We start from the raw sequence: 17,914 nt of genomic DNA, 5'->3' as shown, positions 1-17,914 counted from the left end.
GCCTACCAGGGGAGTTCGGTACCATCGTAATTGATAAATTGGCCGGAATTCTTCTGTGTGCTTTTTTCAATCACGTTAGCAAGCCCTGCAGCCGAGAATTCTGCTTCAATTAATGCATTCGGCCCGCCCATGTCTGTGCGAACCCAGCCGGGATGAAGGGCAAGGACCGTGAACCCTTGGTCGGATAAGTCGTTGCTTAAACTTTTTACAACCGAGTTAAGCGCAGCTTTGGAAGAACGGTAGATGTAACCACCACCTGAGGTATTCTCCGTCATGCTGCCGACTTTAGAAGAGATGCAGGCGATTTTCTTCATTTGGCCCTGTTGCAGCAATGGGTAGAATGTTTCGACTAATTTGAGTGGTGCAATGGTGTTGATTTCAAGAACTTTACGCCACTCATCCACATCGGTATTTCCAAACCCATAACCTTTAGGACCGTAGTAACCCGCGTTGTTTATTAATAGGTCGATAGCAGGCAGGTTCTTCGCGAGTTGCTCTACCTGCTTGTAGTTGGTGACATCTAGTTCATGAAGCGTTAAAGAGAAGTGCTGGTCGCTTAAACTGACTAATTCGTCGCTGTTCGCTAAGTTCCGAGTAGTCGCATGTACTTGCCAGCCATTGTCGAGATAGAGCTTAGTTAAACTCAGGCCGATACCGCGATTTGCACCAGTAATAAAGACGGTAGAACTCATCTGATTCCCTTATCCCTATTTGTTATCGAGTTATTGTTTTAGCTCTTCAAACCTTAGCAGTGAAATGGCATTTTATTCAATGGTTGAACTTGGTACTATTTCGCCACTATTGTTAAAAAGAACCTTCCATGCTGCCACTTATTTATCACCCGATATATTCAAAACTTGTTTTGCCTGAAGGGCATCGTTATCCGATCATGAAGTATCAATATCTTTATGAAGCAGTACAAGAAAAGCTAGAGAACGAAAACAGCCAATCGAGAGTTCAGTTTTTTGAGCCTACGGCGCTTTCTGTAGCAGATATTAAGCGAGTGCATGAGTCCGAATATGTGGATTTATTGGTTAGCGGTTCGATGCCGGCGGCTAAAATGCGCCGTATTGGGTTTCCCTGGAGTGAGGCACTGATCACCAGAACACTCACTTCTGCGGCTGGCACGGTTTTGACGGCGGAGAAAGCGTTGGAACACGGCGTGGCTTTGCATTTGAGTGGTGGATATCATCATGCTCACAGAGACTTCGGCAGTGGTTTCTGTTTGTTTAACGATCTTGTGATAGCCGCAAAGCATATGTTGGATCACGACGATGTCGATAAAGTCTTAATCATTGATAGTGATGTACACCACGGTGATGGTACGGCAACCTTGTGTCAGGCGGAGCCGGATATTGTCACGCTCTCTTTCCACTGTGATAAAAACTTCCCGGCAAGAAAGCCTGAGTCTGATCTCGATGTCCCTTTGGTGAGGGGCACCGACGACGAAACGTTTTTGATGACGTTTAAAGAAGTGGTGCAAATGGCGCTCAATCTGCATCGTCCTGACATGGTGATTTATGATGCTGGCGTTGATATACACACTGACGACGAGCTTGGGTATTTTGATGTGTCTACGCAAGGCATACTAGAGCGTGATCGCTTTTTGATGCAGTTAATGAAAGAGCGCGGTGTTCCAGTTGCGGCGGTTGTCGGTGGTGGTTACCGAAGTAATCATGAAGATCTTGTCCCGATTCATATGAATTTAATTCAGGCTAGTTTGGAAGTTTTTGGCTAAAAAGCACCGTTAAAGAAAAAACCGAGCTTTAGAAGCTCGGTATTCATTTCACAAATACAGTTACAGCACTTTTGCCAAGAACTGCTGCAGACGAGGATGAGTTGGGTCATCAAATACCGCTTGAGGGCTGTCATCTACCAACAATTTACCGTCTTCCATAAACAACACACGGTCGGCCACTTCTCGGGCAAAGCCCATTTCGTGAGTTACGATAACCATGGTCATCCCTTCTTTTGCTAATGACTTAATAACATCCAGTACTTCACCTACCATTTCAGGGTCGAGTGCTGAAGTTGGCTCATCAAAAAGCATTAGATCGGGCTTCATTGCGAGTGCTCGGGCAATCGCAACACGCTGTTGCTGACCACCGGATAAATGCGTTGGGTAGTTGTTCATACGATCTTCTAAACCAACACGTTTGATCAACACTTTCGCCTCGCCTTCCACTTCATGCTTCGGGCGCTTAGCCACTTTCAATGGCGCGATCATTACGTTTTCCAACGCGGTCATGTGTGGAAAGAGGTTAAAGCTTTGGAATACCATTCCAACGTTTTGACGCAAAACGTTGATGTCGGTGCTTCGCGCATACATGTCGAAACCATCAACAATGATAGTCCCAGTGCTTATCTCTTCTAACTGGTTCAATGTACGTAAGAACGTTGATTTACCTGAACCTGAAGGCCCGATAATCACCACCACTTCACCACGTTTTACTGTCGTTGAAACTGATTTTAAAGCGTGGCAGCCATTAGGGTAATACTTGTCTACATTGTTGGCGTAAACCATATCTTCGCCGTTGTATTCACTAGTCACTGGCTGATAACCTCTTCTCTAAACGTTGAATTGCCCAAGACAGAGTCCCGGTTACTAGTAGGTAAAGTGCCGCGACAGTGAACCACACCTCGAAAGGTGCAAAGCTGCCACTCACAACTTCACGACCCGCTTTAGTTAAGTCGGTAATAGAGATAACTGAAACAAGCGAAGAGTCTTTAATCAGGTTAATAAACTGACCAGCCAAAGGTGGCAGTGTACGCTTTAGTGCTTGTGGCAGAATGATGTAGCGCATTGCTTTTGGGTAGGTCATACCCAGTGAGCGCGCCGCTTCCATTTGGCCTGTAGGAATTGCCTGAATACCTGCACGAACAATTTCTGCAACGTAAGCGCCTGTAAATACAGATAATGCTACTACTCCTGCGGTGAATCGATCAAAATCGAGTACGGTTCCGATAAAGAAATAAACGATAAAAATTTGCACCAGAAGCGGTGTACCGCGAATCAATTCAACATAGGTAACAGCTAAATTTCTCGCTGTTTGGTTCTTCGCAACCCGCATGAGGCCGAATATCAGGCCAAGTAAGACGGCAAAAATGAGGGAGATAAAGGATATTTTTACCGTCACCCATAAACCGTGAGCAATCGGTCCGAATTTCCATTCGTTAAGCTGGGCAACAGTGTCACCTTGGAATACCAAGTCACCGTTTCCAACTAAAAGTGTTGTGTAATGATCGATGACTTGAGACTGACTAGAGTCATCAAACTCAATCGTTAACTGACCAGCGTTAACCACGGCAGTACCGTCACCGTTTGCTCGGAGCTGTTGCATTTCGGTGTTGACGACATACGGCCAGAGGCGATCCCAATGCCAGTTATAGTTAATACTCTTGCCAGAGAAATAGACCGCGCCAATCAGCATGGCCATTATTAGGACATAAATTCCATGTCCTATCCATTTTGAGGATTTAGACTGCATCACTCAGATTCTCTTTTTTCTTTTTAATGAACTGGGCAACTTACGCTACCCAGTTGACTTAGTTTTAGTTCGCTAGGCTTAAAGCTAATTATTGAACTTCTTTTAACCAGTCGTCAGACTTGAACCACTTGTCATACATACGATCGTACGTGCCATCGCCTTTGATTTGACGTAAGTAGTTATTCAAGAAATTTAAGAAGTTAGGGTCATCTTGACGAATCGCCCAACCTAGAGGCTCGTAAGTGAAAGGTTCAGCTAGGTGACCAACTTTGCCTTTGTTTTGAGCTGCGTAGATCGAGTTGTATGGAAAGTCATAAACGAAAGCATCTGCTTTACCGTTAACAACTTGTAGAACTGCATCAACCTCAGTGTCGTAAAGGTCAATTTTTGCGTTGAATAGACGTTTCTTCGCCGCTTCTACACCAGTTGTGCCTAGCTTAGTGGAAATGGTGTATTTAGGATCATTTAGATCTGTGTAGCTGTTAATCTTACCTTCAAGAGCTGGAGATAGGATAATAGACTGACCGATAACGATGTACGGGTCAGCAAAATTAACTTTCAAGTTACGCTCAGGAGTGATTGTCATACCACCCATGATGATGTCACATTTGCTAGTTTGTAGCGCAGGGATAATGCCATCCCAAGCTGTGTTCACAGGAGTGAATTTAACCCCCATAGAACGAGCCATGTGCTTACCTAAATCGACATCAAAACCAATGAAACGGCCATCTTTGGTTTTCATTTCGAAAGGCATATAGCCAGCATCAAAACATACTTTTAGTTCACCTGAACTAATAACACCTTCTAGGTCAGACTTTGCCATGGCTTGATTAGCACCAAGCAGGGAGCAAGCAAACACAAGTCCAGCTGCTGAAGATTTAATATATTTTTTCATAATATCCCTTATAAAAATTTTGTTATTTTTTTGTTCGTCCAATGACAGATACGATGTTGTATTGAGTGTCACGCAAACGCGAACTTACATCAAAAACGACAAGATAATGCAACACAATCTAGTAACGTTTCAATAACATTCCGAATTTAAAACCAATAAATTGCCATACAAATTCAATTTTCATCTAAGAAGGTGACTCAAGTCCCGAATTAAATCGACCGTAGACTCAAGACCGATTGAAAGCCGCACGACTCCCTTACTCGCGTCGCGGCAAAAGTTCGCTTTTTGTTCTGGGCTAAATCGATAAGTAGACTTGTCCAAATCATCGGTTTTCAACACCACCGCTAAGCTTCGCTGATGTCCAATTGAATATGCGTAATAAAACATCTTCGACTCATGCGCAAATCGTTGCTCAATCAGTTCGATGTCCTCTACTTGGAATGCAATAATGCCGCCAAAAAATGCCATTTGCCGTTTAGCTAGTGAAAATTGTTGGTGTGACTCAAGACCGGGATATAAAACCCTTTGTACATTTGGGTTGTTTTCTAACCAACTCGCAATGGCGTGAGCCGACTCACACAGTGTTTTCATACGTGGATAAATAGTCTCCATTCCCCGCATAATTAACCACGCACTTTGTGGGCTCAAAGATGCACCAAAATAGACGCCAGCAACGCTTCTAAGCCTGCTAATTAAGGCTTTCGAGCCTAAAACGCACCCGCCGAGAACATCGCCATGGCCGTTAATGAATTTGGTTAAAGAGTGAACGACCAAATCTGCTCCAAGATCAAGTGGTCGGGTAATAACCGGTGTTGAAAACGTCGAATCTGCACTCAGTAAGATCCCTCGGCTTTTAAGCAATGAAGAGAGCGCTTTTATATCAGAGAGCCTTAATAGAGGGTTACATGGTGTCTCTATATGCACCAACTTGGTGTTTTCGCGTAGAGCCTTTTGCACATTAGTAGTGCATGTAGTGTCAACTGCAGAAACCTCAATTCCAAACTGAGGCAAAACTTGGGTAGCGAACTCAAAAACGGCGGCATAGCAAACATCGCTGATAACAAGATGATCTCCTGCTTTCAGTAGTGACATGAAGACCGCTGTGATAGCTGCCATACCGCTTGCTGTCGCGAGTCCATCTTCTGCCTGTTCTAAAATAGCCAAACGTTCTTCGAGTAAACGAACCGTTGGGTTTGTCCAACCTGCGTACAGAAAAGGTGCGTCGGCGAGGTCTTGCATACCTTGTGCGGAAAAAGCCCCGTCATTGGGTAAAAAGCTGTGATTTACCGACATCACGATATTCGGTGCGATGGCTTTTGTTTGAGGGTCAGGTTGAATAGCTGCATGAACCGCCAAGGTTTCAGGAGCTAGGGTTTCAGTAGCTAAGGTTTCAGTAGCCAATGTTTGAGAGTCAATAGACTCTGGAGGCAATCCAAATTTGAAATCATCGTTATGCATTATTGTTTAATCCAGTCGTTGTCATTAGCCATGAGTCTGTTTGGCTGAAATCAGTTTTTAGTTCTACTCGAACGAATGGTTTAATTGTGGATTCCAATTGGTGAGTAAAATCCGCTATTCTTGGCTCGACACGGAAGATTTCCCGCATTTAAACCCCAATAATGCGGAATAACAGTAAGAGGAAAACCATGGGTGACGTTTCCACTCTGGATAGTTTTGATAAAAAGATTCTGGAACTGATGCAAAGCAACTGTCGTTTGGCGAGCGAGGTCATTGCCGAGCAAGTAGGGCTGTCTGCTTCTGCTGTACAGAGAAGATTAAAGCGGCTGCGGGAAGAGGGCGCAATCCAAGCCGAAATAGCTGTCGTTAAATCAGAGCTTTCTACGCACCCAATGACGTTTATTGTGGGTATTGAAATCGAAAGAGATAACTACTCAGTACTCAATAAATTCAAACGCTGGGCAGAGTCTCAACCTTCTATACAGCAGGTATTTTATGTTACAGGTAATGTCGATTTGATGGTTGTGATTACAGCGGAGAATACAAAAAGCTACGACGGGTTTATTGAGCAGATAATGGAGCAGTTCCCACAGATTCGCCGCGTCATGACCAACGTGGTACTAGATACACCAAAACAAAGTCTTTATCTGCCTCTTGAATAGACTACGTGGCGAGCGGGGCCTATAAAACCCCGAGAGAATGTCTCTTATCAGGGTTCTATTACTTAGTGGGCAATGCACATCGGGGTATTAGCGACAGGATCCTGAATGACTCGCGCATCGAGTGAAAATACGTCCTTAAGAAGGGTTTCAGTGAAAACGTCATCCGGCGAACCTTGAGCAATCAGCTGGCCTTTTTTGAGTACAACTAAGTGATCACAGTAGCGACATGCCTGATTCAAGTCGTGCAATACAACGATCACCGTTTTTCCTTTGTTGTTCATCTCACGCATGATCTTCATCAGCTCAATCTGGTGCGAAAGATCCAGGTAGGTAGTGGGCTCATCAAGCATCACAATATTGGTGTCTTGCGCCAGAATCATGGCTATCCAGGCCCTTTGTCTTTGTCCTCCGGATAACGATTCAACCGTTTGTTCCGCCAAGTCATCTACGCCTGTTTCTCGCATTGCACTCGCGACCATGTTGTTGTCATGCTCACCTAATTTACCCCAGTGAGAAAGGTAAGGTGAGCGACCGTATTCAACCAGGCGTTTTACTGTGATTCCCTCTGGCGTTTCTAACACCTGAGGCAATAAAGACATTTCTTGTGCCAGGTGTTTGTCACGGTATGATTTCAATGCCTTTCCATTAAGCAAAACCTCACCTTTGGTTGGCATATTAATTCGAGCCAGGGTTTTTAATAAGGTCGATTTACCACATCCATTGGGACCGATAAGCGCGGTGATTTTGCCTTTAGGCAGCGTGAGATTGAGCGCTTCAATAATGATTTTGTCACCATAAGAAACGTTTAAATTATTTGCAGCTATCATCACCACCCCTTGTAGCGTTGCAGTAAGAAAATAAAATATGGTGCGCCAATTAAAGACGTTAATACGCCGGCTGGAAGTTCCAAAGGAGGGTGTATTCCCCTTGCTAACGTGTCGGATACCAATACCATTAGTGCGCCAAGTAAGGCAGCGCTTGGCACAAGCAATTTATGATTATGACCAAATAGCATTCTTGCTAAATGCGGAGCCAGTAATCCAACAAAGCTAATCGTGCCACATACCGACACGCTGACGCTGGCAAGAACAACGGCACTAATCAGTGAGAGTAATTTGATGCGCTGCGGTTTAATACCAAGTGAGGTCGCGCTATCTTCTCCCAGCCCCATTACATCCAATCGCCAGGCTAACCAGCAGGAAAACGGAACCATGATAGCGAGCGTTATCCATATAAAAGGGACTTGCTCCCAGTTTCTTCCCCACAAGCTACCCGTCAACCAAACCATGGCTGTGTTGATCTCTATCGGGTGTACCACCATCAAAAAATCAATAAAGCTGGATAGAAACGCGCTGATCGCGATACCGATTAACGCCAGTCTTGCCGCAGTTGGCTGTATTTTGTAGCTGACGAGCAGAATCATTCCGGCGGCAGTGAAACCACCGACTAGAGCGGCCAGAGGTAAGTAGTGTGTCGGGGCTTGCGGAAACATCACCAACAAGGTCGTTGCTGCTAACCCTGCGCCGGCACTTATCCCCATTAAATCTGGTGATGCGAGCGGATTTCGGATCACGCCTTGTACCAACATACCGGATAAACCCAGACCAGCTCCAACGCCTATAGCGAGCACGATACGTGGTAAACGATATTGATTAATAGTGAAGTCAAACTCTCCACCGCTGAGTAGGGTCGTAGAGATCTGACTTATAGAAATATCAGACGCTCCCACAATCAGGCTTAGACTCGCGATAATCAGGAGTGACGAAGAGAGCAGAGTGAGTCTTATGTTGTTCATGAAGATTGACTTCTCATGGCTAAAAACACAAAGCAAGGCGTTCCGATAAGGGCTGTAATTACGCCAACCGGAGTTTCGGCAGGAAAAGCAATTGCTCGCGACAAAGCATCAGCCCAAACAATCAATGCAGCACCAAGTAACGCACTCGCTGGAATGAGGGTTATAAAGTCGTTACCGACGAACCTTTTTGCAATATGAGGGACGAGCATACCAACGAAGCCAATTGGCCCCGCGACTGCGACGCTGGAGGCGGTAAGTAAAACGACGGCGAGATAAGTCAGTGCCCTGGTAAGTCTAATATTTATTCCCAGGCTGGTGGCAACGTCTGAACCCAGCGCAAGGAGATTCAGCTGTCTCGCGACAAAAAGAGACACAATCAATCCTAATACGCTGGTTGGCCATAATGTATTCCATTGTTGCCATTCGACAGAAGAAAGAGACCCAGCCAGCCAACTGATGATGGAATACGCTTTATCATCGGCCAGGATCACCGCCGCTCTGGTCACACCGACTAGAAGTGCATTGATGGCAATCCCTGCTAGCACAAGCTTGAGAGGGTGGGGCTTTGCAGAAAAGAAGCCACCCAGTGTTAATACAACTGCGCCGCTGAGAACGCCACCAATTGAGGCTATTAATACACCCGGCATAGTTTCTAAAAAGGGAACGCCGATACTTGCCAGTGCCATTAAACAGGCTGCGCCTGCATTGATCCCTAAAATGGAAGGGGAAGCGAGTGGGTTTCTGGTCAACCCCTGCATCATTAATCCTGCGACGGCTAGGTTTGCGCCAATCAAAAGACCAGCCAGCACTCTGGGCATACGAATCGAAGCAATGATTTGTTGCTCCATACTCATAGGATCAAATTCAAACAGATACTGGTATATGTGAGAGACCGATAGCGGAAAACTAGACCAGGCGGTAAGAGAATAACAAGATCCTACAAGTGATAATAAAATCAATGGTATCCAGAGATAAAGAGTGGAGGAAAAAATTCGCATCGATTACTACGTATGAACGCTCAGGCTAAAAATGGTTACAAGCCACAAGGAATAAAAGTTCATCGAGTGTAACCTTTGTGATAATCGTAATCAATTGCACTTATTCATTTGCTGACCGCTTGTTTTTATTATGCATTGTGGATTGTGGTAATAATTTCAAGCGGTAGATGGCGGCTTCAAACACAAACAGACTCATTAAGTTAAGTTTAACTTGAATTGATAATGATAATAATTATTATATCCAGCTTCATTTTGTATCCAATTATGTACAAATGAAACAAAATAATAATGAATTTATATGCAATAAAGTTAACTTAATTGAGCCGTTTTATGAGATTTGCTGTAAACACAATCACCCAGAGTTTATTAATTACAATGGGGCTTAGCTCCGTTGTTTTCGCCGGAGAAAATACTACCGCAGAGGTAGCAAGTGTGGATGAGAGTATGGTGGTTTTTGGCCAGCAAAACTCGTACTTGAACCCTAGAGTAACGACCGCAACCAAAACGGATATTGACCCGTTAGACACGCCACAAACGGTTAACGTCATCAACCAGCAGTTCTTGCAGGATATCCGAGCGACGACATTGGATGATGCCTATGGATACACCACGGGTTTAACCCGCTCTAATGTAGATGCCGACGGCTTTACGCTGCGTGGTATGCCAGCCGATCTTAATACCATTCAAGTTAACGGCCTTCCGGGTCTCGCATCTCGATTTGGATCGCCGACAACAGCAAATGTAGAAAGAGTAGAAGTTCTCAAAGGTCCTGCTTCTATCATGTATGGTCAAATCCAGCCCGGTGGTATGGTCAATATTATTACTAAGAAGCCGCAAGATACCGCCTCGTTTAGCTATGATGTGTCGGCAACAACATACGCGACCGACGTGAGTGATTTCGGCGACGATAACGGGTTTACCGGGACAATTGACGCTACCGGGCCGTTAAATGCAAGCAAAACCTGGATGTATCGCCTGATTATCAGTGGCGAAAACGCAGACTCATACCGTGACGATGTTGACCAACAAAATTACTACTTATTCCCGACACTGACTTATCGTCCATCGGAATTAACTGAACTCACCTTTGGTCTGGAACTGCAGTCAGAACATCGTGTTGCTGACGACGGGCTGGTGGCACTGAACAATGATATCGACCAGGTGGCTTCCATTGATACGCACTACCAGTCGTCTGATGATACGGACGAAGATGAAGGGCTGGTTGCGTTTGCCAGTTACAACACCATGCTGATTAATGGTTTCGACCTGACTGTCGATTGGCGTAGTGTGTGGCATGAGGACACTCGTGACTTACATGAAACCAGAGATGTGGTTGACTCGACCAGCTTGGTTAAAGTACGCGACCGAGATCAAGTCAATAAGCGTGAATATCACTTCGTCGATGTTCGCACTACCGGCAGCCTCTGGACTGGTGACGTTGAACATCAGCTCCTTTTGGGTGGAAATATCGGCCTAGAAAAGCGAGATTTCCTGCGTGAAACTTATGCGACCACAACGGTAGATTTTACCAACCCACAAGACGTGACCGGACGAGATCAAAGCGCGTATAAAGTGGATCACCGTATTACTGATTACACAAACTATGGTTTATACCTGCAAGATACGGTGTACCTAACTGAGAAATGGACCGTGATGGGCGGACTACGCTACATGCGTCAAGATGTCGATTTCGACTATGTCAGCAAGTCGACGGATGACACTCAATCTACTGATGCCTTCGTTTCTCAGGCAGGTATCGTTTATAAAATTATCGATGGGACTTCTCTGTACACCAGTTATGGCGAAAGCTTCAATCCAAACAGCGTAGAGAAGAAAAATGTCAACGATGATGCTTTCGACCCAGAGGAAGGGCGTCAATACGAAGTCGGGGTGAAAACCGATTTGTTGAGCAACAACAGTAATTTAACCATCGCCTATTTTGATATCGAAAAATCCAATGTAGTAGAGAAAAACAGCAGTGGTGATTACGAATTGCTTGGTGAAGTGCGCAGTAAAGGTGTGGAAACCGAGCTACTGATGAAGCCGCTAGAGAACTGGCAGGTTAAGCTGGGGTATGCTTATGTAGACTCTGAAATCTCAGAGAATCCAGACGCGAGTATTCAAGGGAGCAGAACCCCTATGACGGCCTACCATGATGCTTACTTCTGGACGAAATATAACTTCCCTTACCAAATTGCTGGTGGTGTAGTGGGTACAACCCTGGGGGCCAACTATGAAGGTGCGCGTTACACCAGTGAGGACCCGTCTGATCGAGTTGAGCTTCCAGCTTACATGACCGTTGATGTCGGTGTTCACTATGAAGTAAAAGACTACCGTCTATCGCTGAATGTGGCTAACCTGCTTGATGAAGAGTATTACGTAGGCGGAACGGACAGCCATCGATTGTACCTGGGCGACCCGCGTAACGTTACCTTGAGTGTGTCAGGTAAATTTTAATGGCGCTCATACGCTTATTAACTAGTTTGCTTGTACTGTACGCTTGCACGGTACAAGCCGCCTCTACGCCCAAAGATACTGCACCTAAAAGAATAGTCGTGTTGGAGTACTCTTTTGTTGATGCGTTGGCAGTTATTGGCATTTCACCTGTTGGCGTGGCTGACGACAAAGACCCGACCAGAATAATTCCACAGGTGAGGGATCTCATTGAGCCTTGGACTTCAGTCGGTATGCGTTCCCAGCCAAACTTGGAAGTCATCGCTCAGCTTAAGCCAGATTTAATTATTGCTGACAGCTATCGTCATAAAATTAGTCTGCATGATTTGTCTCAAATCGCTCCGACAATTTTGCTCAAAAGCAGAGGAGAAACCTATCAAGAAGGACTTGAGTCTGCCTTAGCGATTGGTAAAGCCGTCGGTAAAGAGCAGGAAATGAAAGCGCGTTTGGCCAAGCATCGTGAGCTTATGGCGTCTTACAAAGGCAAGTTTAAAGCTAACGGAACGGTACAGTTTGCCAACGTTAATGAAAGGGGCATGTGGATGCATGGCCCACTGTCTTATACCGGAAGTTTATTAAGTTACCTCGGCCTTCAGCCCGCGCTACCCGATCTCAAACAGAGCCATTTAATGGAAGCAAACCTAGAAGTTCTGCTGAAAGTAAATCCAGATTGGCTCTTTTACAGTAAAAGGGCGGGCTATGCGGTGTTAGATAATTGGCATAAGAGTCCGCTTTTTAAACTGTTAAAAATCAATAAAACTGGGCAAGAGATACAGGTGTCACCTGAGCTTTGGTCACTTAACAGAGGCATACTCGCCGCAGAGTCAATTGCTAAAGAGCTCGATACAATAATCGAAAAGACTTCGACTTAGCTGCGAGTGGGGCTGGGGTTACATCCAACTGAGGGTTGAGGACAAATTTCTTTAAAACGGTAGAAACGAAAAAGGCCGCTAACTTCTTAGCGGCCTTTTTTCTAAATGTGGCTGAGTTCGGGGACGCCTAGTTCGGGGTTGCGCTCAACTAGGGATTTAGAAATCCCGTAAAATTTTCACATAGGCTAAAACGACGAAAGCCTGCAAATTTCTTTGCAGGCTTTCTAAATGTGGCGGAGTGCTGGGGTTGCATCCAACTAGGGATTTAGTACAAATCCCTTTAAAACTGTGGAAACGAAAAAGGCCGCTAACTTCTTAGCGGCCTTTTTACTAAATGTGGCGGAGAGATAGGGATTTGAACCCTAGATACGCTATTAACGTATGCCGGTTTTCAAGACCGGTGCTTTCAACCACTCAGCCATCTCTCCGTTGTTGACGCGAATAATATAAGGCTTTGAAAAACTTGTAAACCCTAAATCGATCTGTTTGGCTGTTTACTGATCAATTTTGTGTTGTTTGTTGCTTTAGTAAACAAAAAGCCCTCATTAGAGGGCTTTTTTGAATGAAACGCGTAAAAACAGTATTAATTGCTCTTGGTATAAAAGCGCTGTAACTCCGTTAAACCCTGCATTAGCACCGGCATTTTAGGGCTGTCATCACGCAGACGCTTGTAGTCTTTGTCGTACAGCTTGTAGTTACCAAACTTATCGATAACCGTGGTTTGCGTATTGGTGATTAACGCTAATTCTCTTGAGTCTCCGGCCAATATCCAGCGTCGACGACTTTCATCGAATAAGTTGCGGCCACTACTGTAATCATAAGGGTTCGATGAAACCCCAAGCATGTCTTGAAGCAACGTGACCGAAAGATCCAAGTGGCTGGTGCTATGAGTAAAATCACCTGCTAGTCTGCCTGGCCAATGAATCACCATTGGTACCTGCAGCTGATAACGGCTGTAGTTACTGTTCGCACCCCAACTATTGGTGTTGGTTTCGTTGAACTCACTGCCGTGATTTGAAGTGATGATAACCACGGTGTTTGTGAGTAAGTGCGTTTCTTTTAATTCGTTAATAATGCTGGCAACGGTATTATCCGCTGATTTAACCGCAAACTCGTACGCTTTTTTGAATCGTTCGCTGGCTGGCATTTCTTCATCTGTATTTGAAGGAATCGATTCAAAGTTATCAACTGCGGTAACTTCGATGTAGCTAAACCAAGGCTGTTGTGCGTTCTCTACCAGCCATGTGTTCCAATCTGAGATGGACTGTTTGTCAGTGTGCGTTTGTTGTCCGTCTAGTTTCTCAGCCAAGTTCAAGTTTCTGAAAATGATCTCTGAATAAAGATCATCTTCAAAGCCATTGCCACTGAATAAACCAAAGCTGTAACCCTGTTCTTTCAGGACATCAAGCATGACAGGTGAAGAGCCTTGTGCCTGAATGCTTGAAGCGTAACTGGTTGGCAGACCATAGAACAAACCGAATGCACCATAGGTGTCATTGCTTGAACTATAGTGGTTGCGGAAATTCTGATTTTCCTGCGCAAACCCATAAAGGTTTGGCATCTCTTGTTCATTTAATGCATCCGCTCTCAAATTATTCACGCTGATCATCAAAACGTTAAGTTTGTTTACGCGGCGATTGAACTCTAATTTTTCAAGCGGGTAGTTAACCAGTTCTACATTACCTTGGTTTTCAGCTAAGCGTTTTAGGTACTCTTCACGATCCAATAAGCCGTGTTTTTCCATAAAGCTTTTCGCTGTCATTGGGTATGAAAGCGGGAAGTTAGCGCGTTGACTGGTAATTGGGTTGTAGAAATAAGCATCCGCCCAGATGTAAACCAAATGACTGGTCATAAAACTCAAGAAGAACAGTATAGCCAGCGGGCGGCCAACGTGTTTATGAGAAAGTTTACGTTGTTTTCGCCACACCCACTCTGAAAGCGCAAGCTGGATCAGGAAGATGAATGGCATCACAACAAACAGGTGTTGCAGATCTGAGCTTAAAACGCTTTTATCATCACTAAATAAAAGCTCCCAAACCACGGGGGTCAGGTGTAAGTTGATCGACTGATAGGCTTGGGTGTCGATCAATAAAATAGTCTGACCGACCGTAGCAAATATCACTGCCACCAAGCGGAATAGTTTCCGAGATGGCAGGACAAACGTCAACGGGAATAGAACCAGCAAGTAAAGAGCGAAAACAAGGAAGCCAAAATGGCCAACCCAAGAGATTGCCAGGTAAAACTGACCGAGCAAGGTCTCAGGCCAAGGCGATTGAGTAATATAGCGTGTGCCTATCAACATTGAAGCAACAATGTTGAAGAATGCAAACCAATGTCCCCAACCTACCAGTCGAGATACACGTTCGCCGTATGAGTTTCCGCTGTCTACCATGTATGTGTCTAATTATCCGTTATTAATGTGTTTTTGGTGTTTCTAATGAAGACATCAGTGCCTGAGCAAATTTTTCAGCAATCGCTTTACGTTGTGAAGCGGCAACTCGTTGATTTAAGACATTGGTTGCGATATTTCCGGCAATCATTAGTGTTAACTCAGGTGAAGCTGCATGTTTTTCAAGAACTAACGCGACTTCCGCAAGAATGTTCTCTACTTGTTCGTCAGTATATTTAGATGTAATCGGCATAAAGACTCTAATAATGATAGTAAAAGCGGCTTATGATAACCTACAATGCCCATCAACTAAAACCTTGTAGCAAGATAAAATCACTATGAGCCTTCATCTTTCAAACGTTATTCTGCATCAATTATGCAAAAACGATCAGGACGAACTGGTTGTTAAACTTCGTCCCGCATCACTAGAAAATGATTCGTCGACTGAAAACCTTGTCGCGGAACTTCATCGAGTGTTCCATTCTAAAGCTGGTAAAGGTTTTGGTTCTTTCCAGTCAGACAGCGAATTTCAGTTTTGGCTTCAAGAAATGCGCAAAGGTGAGCGAGATTTTTATGATTTCTCACAAATTAGTGCAAATCGACTGAAAGAAGAGTTAATTAAGTACCCATTCGCAGACGAAGGCATTTTGGTTTTCGCCGAGTATCAGAGCCTTGCGACGGATTATTTGTTTATTGGTATTTTGCCAATGAATCAAAGTCTGAAAGTAACTGAAGGCCTGGACATTAGTGCGACCGACTACTTAGACATTACGAAAATGGATATCGCGGCACGAATTGATTTGTCGAGCTACGACACTGACAAAGAGTCCAACCGTTATCTGTCGTACATTAAAGGTCGGGTAGGGCGTAAAGTAGCAGACTTTTTCCTCGACTTCCTTCAGGCAGATATTGGGTTAGATACAAAGCAACAAAACTTGGTATTGATGCAAGCCGTTGATGATTTTTGTGCTGATTCAAAGTTAGAAAAGCAGGAAGTAAACGAGTACAAAAAACAAGTTTACGATTACTGTAACGAGCAGATCAAATCCGGCGAAGAAGTGCAAGTCTCTGAGCTTTCTGGTGAATTACCACCTAGTCAGGATGGCACCAGCTTTATGGACTTCACTAAAGAGCAAGGTTACGAACTTGAAGAGTCATTCCCTGGTGATCGTGCAACGGTTCGTAAGTTAACCAAGTACGTTGGAGCGGGCGGTGGTTTAAACATCAGCTTTGACAGCTTACTTCTTGGTGAGCGTATTTTTTATGATCCAGAGACCGATACATTAACGATCAAAGGAACGCCACCGAACTTAAAAGATCAGTTGAGTCGCAGTTAATCGAAACGACGAGTGACAATTCAAATCAGAGAGCCTTAGGCTCTCTTTTTTTTATGTGCGTCAAATATCGCGAATGGTATTTGCCCACAATGAATGAAACCTTGCCATTGCGTAGCGTTTTTTCTTGAGCTTACGCCCGTGTCAACGCTAAGAACCCTGTATCTTGAAAGATAATGATATATCCTTGTTATTAATGGAAATATGCGAGGGTTAGGTGTTGCAGCAATTAAAGGCAAGTTTAAGACGTTATGTTTGGCTTCTATTCATTTTATGGTGTGTATTAGCGGTTGGCTTTTGGCAGCAATCGAAGCAAACCATTCAAATGCTTTCAACCGTTAATGAGTTGGGAAGTAAAATAGAGGAAGTTCGTAATTTTTTTAATTTCGAACTGACCAATCGCGTGCAGCACGTAGACCCAACTGCTCTGAAACTCCAGCTTGTTTATGCCGTTCGCCTTCAACTTGAGCATGAATCTTCGGGCGGTATATTTCCCCCGGACTTAACCCAGTTATTCTATGCTACGGATCGTTTTCTTGAAAATGCGCATGCTTTTATTGGCAGTGATCATGAATTGGTTTCACTCGCAGAGCAGTTGCGAAACAGTCGTGCCAGAGGCAACAACTCAGAAAAAGTTCACTCAATGTATTATCGCTTGGGGGCGCTGGTATTAGAGTCAATTTTCAGTGATTCAACCACAAGTGCAGACACTTACCGCGAGCTCGATTCTCTCTTCATTGAATCGGATTCATTAATTGTCGAAGAGCGCTCGGCGTTTCAACGCCGACTCGCGCAAACCTCAAATGTACTCGCCGCGAACGCGCAAGGACGTTATTTAGCTAAGCAGCTACTCAAACCTGACTTAGCGAATCAGCTAGCAACGACGAATATGACCCTAGAGCGAGCACTCACGCAGCTAATCGTATTGTTTGGCGGAGTAAGCGGACTATTTTTATGGGTCGTCACCTGGACTGCTTTCGGCAAAAAAGAGCCTAATAACCTGAACAGAATAAAGGTAACGGATACCAGTGCGGATCTTCTTCAGACAGATAAGCCTAACATTAGCATCGATGAAGGATCATCGAAGAAAAATGAACAACAAGTAACAGTTACCCATTCATCTTCAGAAAAAACGCCTGCGTTGGTTGACGTTCCCTATATTGACATTAACAAGATGCTTGAATCTTTGTCTGGCGACGAAGAAGCCGTTCATATGTTGTTAGAAGTGTTTATTCAGGACCATTCCAACGACGGCGTGAAGTTATGTCAATTGTTGAACGCCGATAAAGAACAAGCTCAAAGAGTCGTACATAGTCTGAAAGGCGTTTCAGGCAGTCTGGGAGCGATGCCTTTAAGTTCCATATCGGGTGATATTGAGCTATTGATTAAAGAAAAACAAAACGTACCGGAAAGTAAGCTCAATAAGTTGAAGGATATATTGGAGCAAACCATACTTTTTGCAAAGCGTGTTCTCAAAAGTGAAAAGATACAAAAAACGCTAACAGATTGATATTACTCTGACTTAAACCGTTAGAGGTTGAGGTATTCAAGGGCGCACTGAACTGTTTC

Annotated in this window: 16 protein-coding genes and 1 tRNA gene; 6 read left to right on the top strand and 11 right to left on the bottom strand. The window is 44.4% G+C overall.

Annotated features, from left to right (window positions below; all coding sequences use genetic code 11):
- Positions 1–2: 2 nt before the first annotated feature.
- On the bottom strand, positions 3–692 hold the full coding sequence (locus DBX26_RS10015) for an SDR family oxidoreductase (protein ID WP_065300003.1): 690 nt from the start codon (positions 690–692) through the stop codon (positions 3–5).
- A gap of 128 nt (positions 693–820) precedes the next feature.
- On the opposite strand from DBX26_RS10015, the gene DBX26_RS10010 reads away from it, so the two are divergent.
- Positions 821–1,738: a histone deacetylase gene (locus tag DBX26_RS10010; protein WP_118119000.1), complete on the top strand. Its 918-nt coding sequence runs from the start codon at positions 821–823 to the stop codon at positions 1,736–1,738.
- Positions 1,739–1,798: 60 nt separating this feature from the next.
- On the opposite strand, the gene DBX26_RS10005 is transcribed toward DBX26_RS10010, so the two are convergent.
- From DBX26_RS10005 to DBX26_RS09990, 4 genes are all read right to left on the bottom strand, one after another.
- Positions 1,799–2,524, bottom strand: a complete 726-nt coding sequence (locus tag DBX26_RS10005; RefSeq protein WP_065297684.1) for an amino acid ABC transporter ATP-binding protein — start codon at positions 2,522–2,524, stop codon at positions 1,799–1,801.
- A 19-nt stretch (positions 2,525–2,543) separates the two neighbouring features.
- The gene (locus tag DBX26_RS10000) at positions 2,544–3,488 is read right to left on the bottom strand and encodes an amino acid ABC transporter permease (protein ID WP_024373041.1); all 945 of its coding nucleotides are present in this window, start codon (positions 3,486–3,488) and stop codon (positions 2,544–2,546) included.
- Between the two features lie 88 nt (positions 3,489–3,576).
- On the bottom strand, positions 3,577–4,383 hold the full coding sequence (locus DBX26_RS09995) for a transporter substrate-binding domain-containing protein (RefSeq protein ID WP_014232571.1): 807 nt from the start codon (positions 4,381–4,383) through the stop codon (positions 3,577–3,579).
- 180 nt (positions 4,384–4,563) lie between these two features.
- Positions 4,564–5,841 carry a PLP-dependent aspartate aminotransferase family protein gene (locus tag DBX26_RS09990; RefSeq protein ID WP_174234191.1) on the bottom strand — a complete coding sequence of 426 codons (1,278 nt, stop codon included), beginning with the start codon at positions 5,839–5,841 and terminating at the stop codon, positions 4,564–4,566.
- A gap of 188 nt (positions 5,842–6,029) precedes the next feature.
- Between DBX26_RS09990 and DBX26_RS09985 the strand changes: the two genes are divergently transcribed.
- Positions 6,030–6,503 (top strand): Lrp/AsnC family transcriptional regulator, encoded by a 474-nt coding sequence (locus DBX26_RS09985; RefSeq protein WP_118118998.1) that lies wholly within the window; start codon positions 6,030–6,032, stop codon positions 6,501–6,503.
- A 62-nt stretch (positions 6,504–6,565) separates the two neighbouring features.
- Here DBX26_RS09985 and fecE read toward each other — a convergent pair whose 3' ends face one another.
- Genes fecE through DBX26_RS09970 form a run of 3 tightly spaced genes read right to left on the bottom strand, consistent with a single transcriptional unit; the run spans position 6,566 to position 9,296 of the window.
- Positions 6,566–7,330 carry a Fe(3+) dicitrate ABC transporter ATP-binding protein FecE gene (fecE, locus tag DBX26_RS09980; protein ID WP_065297167.1) on the bottom strand — a complete coding sequence of 255 codons (765 nt, stop codon included), beginning with the start codon at positions 7,328–7,330 and terminating at the stop codon, positions 6,566–6,568.
- The gene (locus DBX26_RS09975; protein ID WP_118118997.1) at positions 7,330–8,298 is read right to left on the bottom strand and encodes an iron ABC transporter permease; all 969 of its coding nucleotides are present in this window, start codon (positions 8,296–8,298) and stop codon (positions 7,330–7,332) included. The genes fecE and DBX26_RS09975 overlap by 1 nt, the downstream gene beginning before the upstream one ends.
- Entirely contained in the window at positions 8,295–9,296 is a 1,002-nt protein-coding gene (locus DBX26_RS09970) for an iron ABC transporter permease (RefSeq protein WP_065299999.1), read from the bottom strand. Before DBX26_RS09970 ends, DBX26_RS09975 begins: the two co-directional genes overlap by 4 nt.
- Positions 9,297–9,626: 330 nt before the next feature.
- On the opposite strand from DBX26_RS09970, the gene DBX26_RS09965 reads away from it, so the two are divergent.
- Both DBX26_RS09965 and DBX26_RS09960 read left to right on the top strand, forming a co-directional pair.
- Positions 9,627–11,753, top strand: coding sequence for a TonB-dependent siderophore receptor (locus tag DBX26_RS09965; RefSeq protein WP_254063475.1), 2,127 nt, complete (start codon positions 9,627–9,629; stop codon positions 11,751–11,753).
- Positions 11,753–12,622, top strand: a complete 870-nt coding sequence (locus DBX26_RS09960; protein WP_118118995.1) for a Fe(3+) dicitrate ABC transporter substrate-binding protein — start codon at positions 11,753–11,755, stop codon at positions 12,620–12,622. Before DBX26_RS09965 ends, DBX26_RS09960 begins: the two co-directional genes overlap by 1 nt.
- A 337-nt stretch (positions 12,623–12,959) precedes the next feature.
- On the opposite strand, the gene DBX26_RS09955 is transcribed toward DBX26_RS09960, so the two are convergent.
- The 3 genes from DBX26_RS09955 to DBX26_RS09945 all read right to left on the bottom strand — a co-directional run bounded on the left by DBX26_RS09955 (position 12,960) and on the right by DBX26_RS09945 (position 15,264).
- Positions 12,960–13,050 (bottom strand) — tRNA-Ser (locus tag DBX26_RS09955).
- Between the two features lie 155 nt (positions 13,051–13,205).
- The gene (locus tag DBX26_RS09950) at positions 13,206–15,014 is read right to left on the bottom strand and encodes a DUF3413 domain-containing protein (protein WP_014232563.1); all 1,809 of its coding nucleotides are present in this window, start codon (positions 15,012–15,014) and stop codon (positions 13,206–13,208) included.
- Positions 15,015–15,036: 22 nt separating this feature from the next.
- A complete protein-coding gene (locus DBX26_RS09945) occupies positions 15,037–15,264 on the bottom strand; it encodes a YejL family protein (protein ID WP_014232562.1) in 228 nt (75 codons plus the stop codon).
- Between the two features lie 85 nt (positions 15,265–15,349).
- On the opposite strand from DBX26_RS09945, the gene yejK reads away from it, so the two are divergent.
- Complete coding sequence (gene yejK / locus DBX26_RS09940) at positions 15,350–16,348, top strand: nucleoid-associated protein YejK (protein WP_014232561.1); 999 nt, start codon at positions 15,350–15,352, stop codon at positions 16,346–16,348.
- Positions 16,349–16,562: 214 nt separating this feature from the next.
- On the top strand, positions 16,563–17,855 hold the full coding sequence (locus tag DBX26_RS09935; RefSeq protein WP_118118993.1) for an Hpt domain-containing protein: 1,293 nt from the start codon (positions 16,563–16,565) through the stop codon (positions 17,853–17,855).
- The last annotated feature ends 59 nt before the right edge of the window (positions 17,856–17,914 follow it).

This window comes from Vibrio sp. dhg, assembly GCF_003443775.1.
Lineage (GTDB): Bacteria > Pseudomonadota > Gammaproteobacteria > Enterobacterales > Vibrionaceae > Vibrio > Vibrio natriegens.
This window is presented reverse-complemented; position numbering and strand designations above follow the sequence as displayed.

Bases quoted from the DNA above. Each gene is read 5' to 3' on its own strand.
- DBX26_RS09970 (WP_065299999.1), bottom strand. From the start codon at position 9,296: ATGCGAATTTTTTCCTCCACTCTTTATCTCTGGATACCATTGATTTTA.
- DBX26_RS10015 (WP_065300003.1), bottom strand. From the start codon at position 692: ATGAGTTCTACCGTCTTTATTACTGGTGCAAATCGCGGTATCGGCCTG.
- fecE (WP_065297167.1), bottom strand. From the start codon at position 7,330: ATGATAGCTGCAAATAATTTAAACGTTTCTTATGGTGACAAAATCATT.
- DBX26_RS09965 (WP_254063475.1), top strand. From the start codon at position 9,627: ATGAGATTTGCTGTAAACACAATCACCCAGAGTTTATTAATTACAATG.
- yejK (WP_014232561.1), top strand. From the start codon at position 15,350: ATGAGCCTTCATCTTTCAAACGTTATTCTGCATCAATTATGCAAAAAC.
- DBX26_RS09975 (WP_118118997.1), bottom strand. From the start codon at position 8,298: ATGAACAACATAAGACTCACTCTGCTCTCTTCGTCACTCCTGATTATC.
- DBX26_RS09995 (WP_014232571.1), bottom strand. From the start codon at position 4,383: ATGAAAAAATATATTAAATCTTCAGCAGCTGGACTTGTGTTTGCTTGC.
- DBX26_RS10005 (WP_065297684.1), bottom strand. From the start codon at position 2,524: ATGGTTTACGCCAACAATGTAGACAAGTATTACCCTAATGGCTGCCAC.
- DBX26_RS10010 (WP_118119000.1), top strand. From the start codon at position 821: ATGCTGCCACTTATTTATCACCCGATATATTCAAAACTTGTTTTGCCT.
- DBX26_RS09985 (WP_118118998.1), top strand. From the start codon at position 6,030: ATGGGTGACGTTTCCACTCTGGATAGTTTTGATAAAAAGATTCTGGAA.
- DBX26_RS09960 (WP_118118995.1), top strand. From the start codon at position 11,753: ATGGCGCTCATACGCTTATTAACTAGTTTGCTTGTACTGTACGCTTGC.
- DBX26_RS10000 (WP_024373041.1), bottom strand. From the start codon at position 3,488: ATGCAGTCTAAATCCTCAAAATGGATAGGACATGGAATTTATGTCCTA.
- DBX26_RS09945 (WP_014232562.1), bottom strand. From the start codon at position 15,264: ATGCCGATTACATCTAAATATACTGACGAACAAGTAGAGAACATTCTT.
- DBX26_RS09950 (WP_014232563.1), bottom strand. From the start codon at position 15,014: ATGGTAGACAGCGGAAACTCATACGGCGAACGTGTATCTCGACTGGTA.
- DBX26_RS09990 (WP_174234191.1), bottom strand. From the start codon at position 5,841: ATGCATAACGATGATTTCAAATTTGGATTGCCTCCAGAGTCTATTGAC.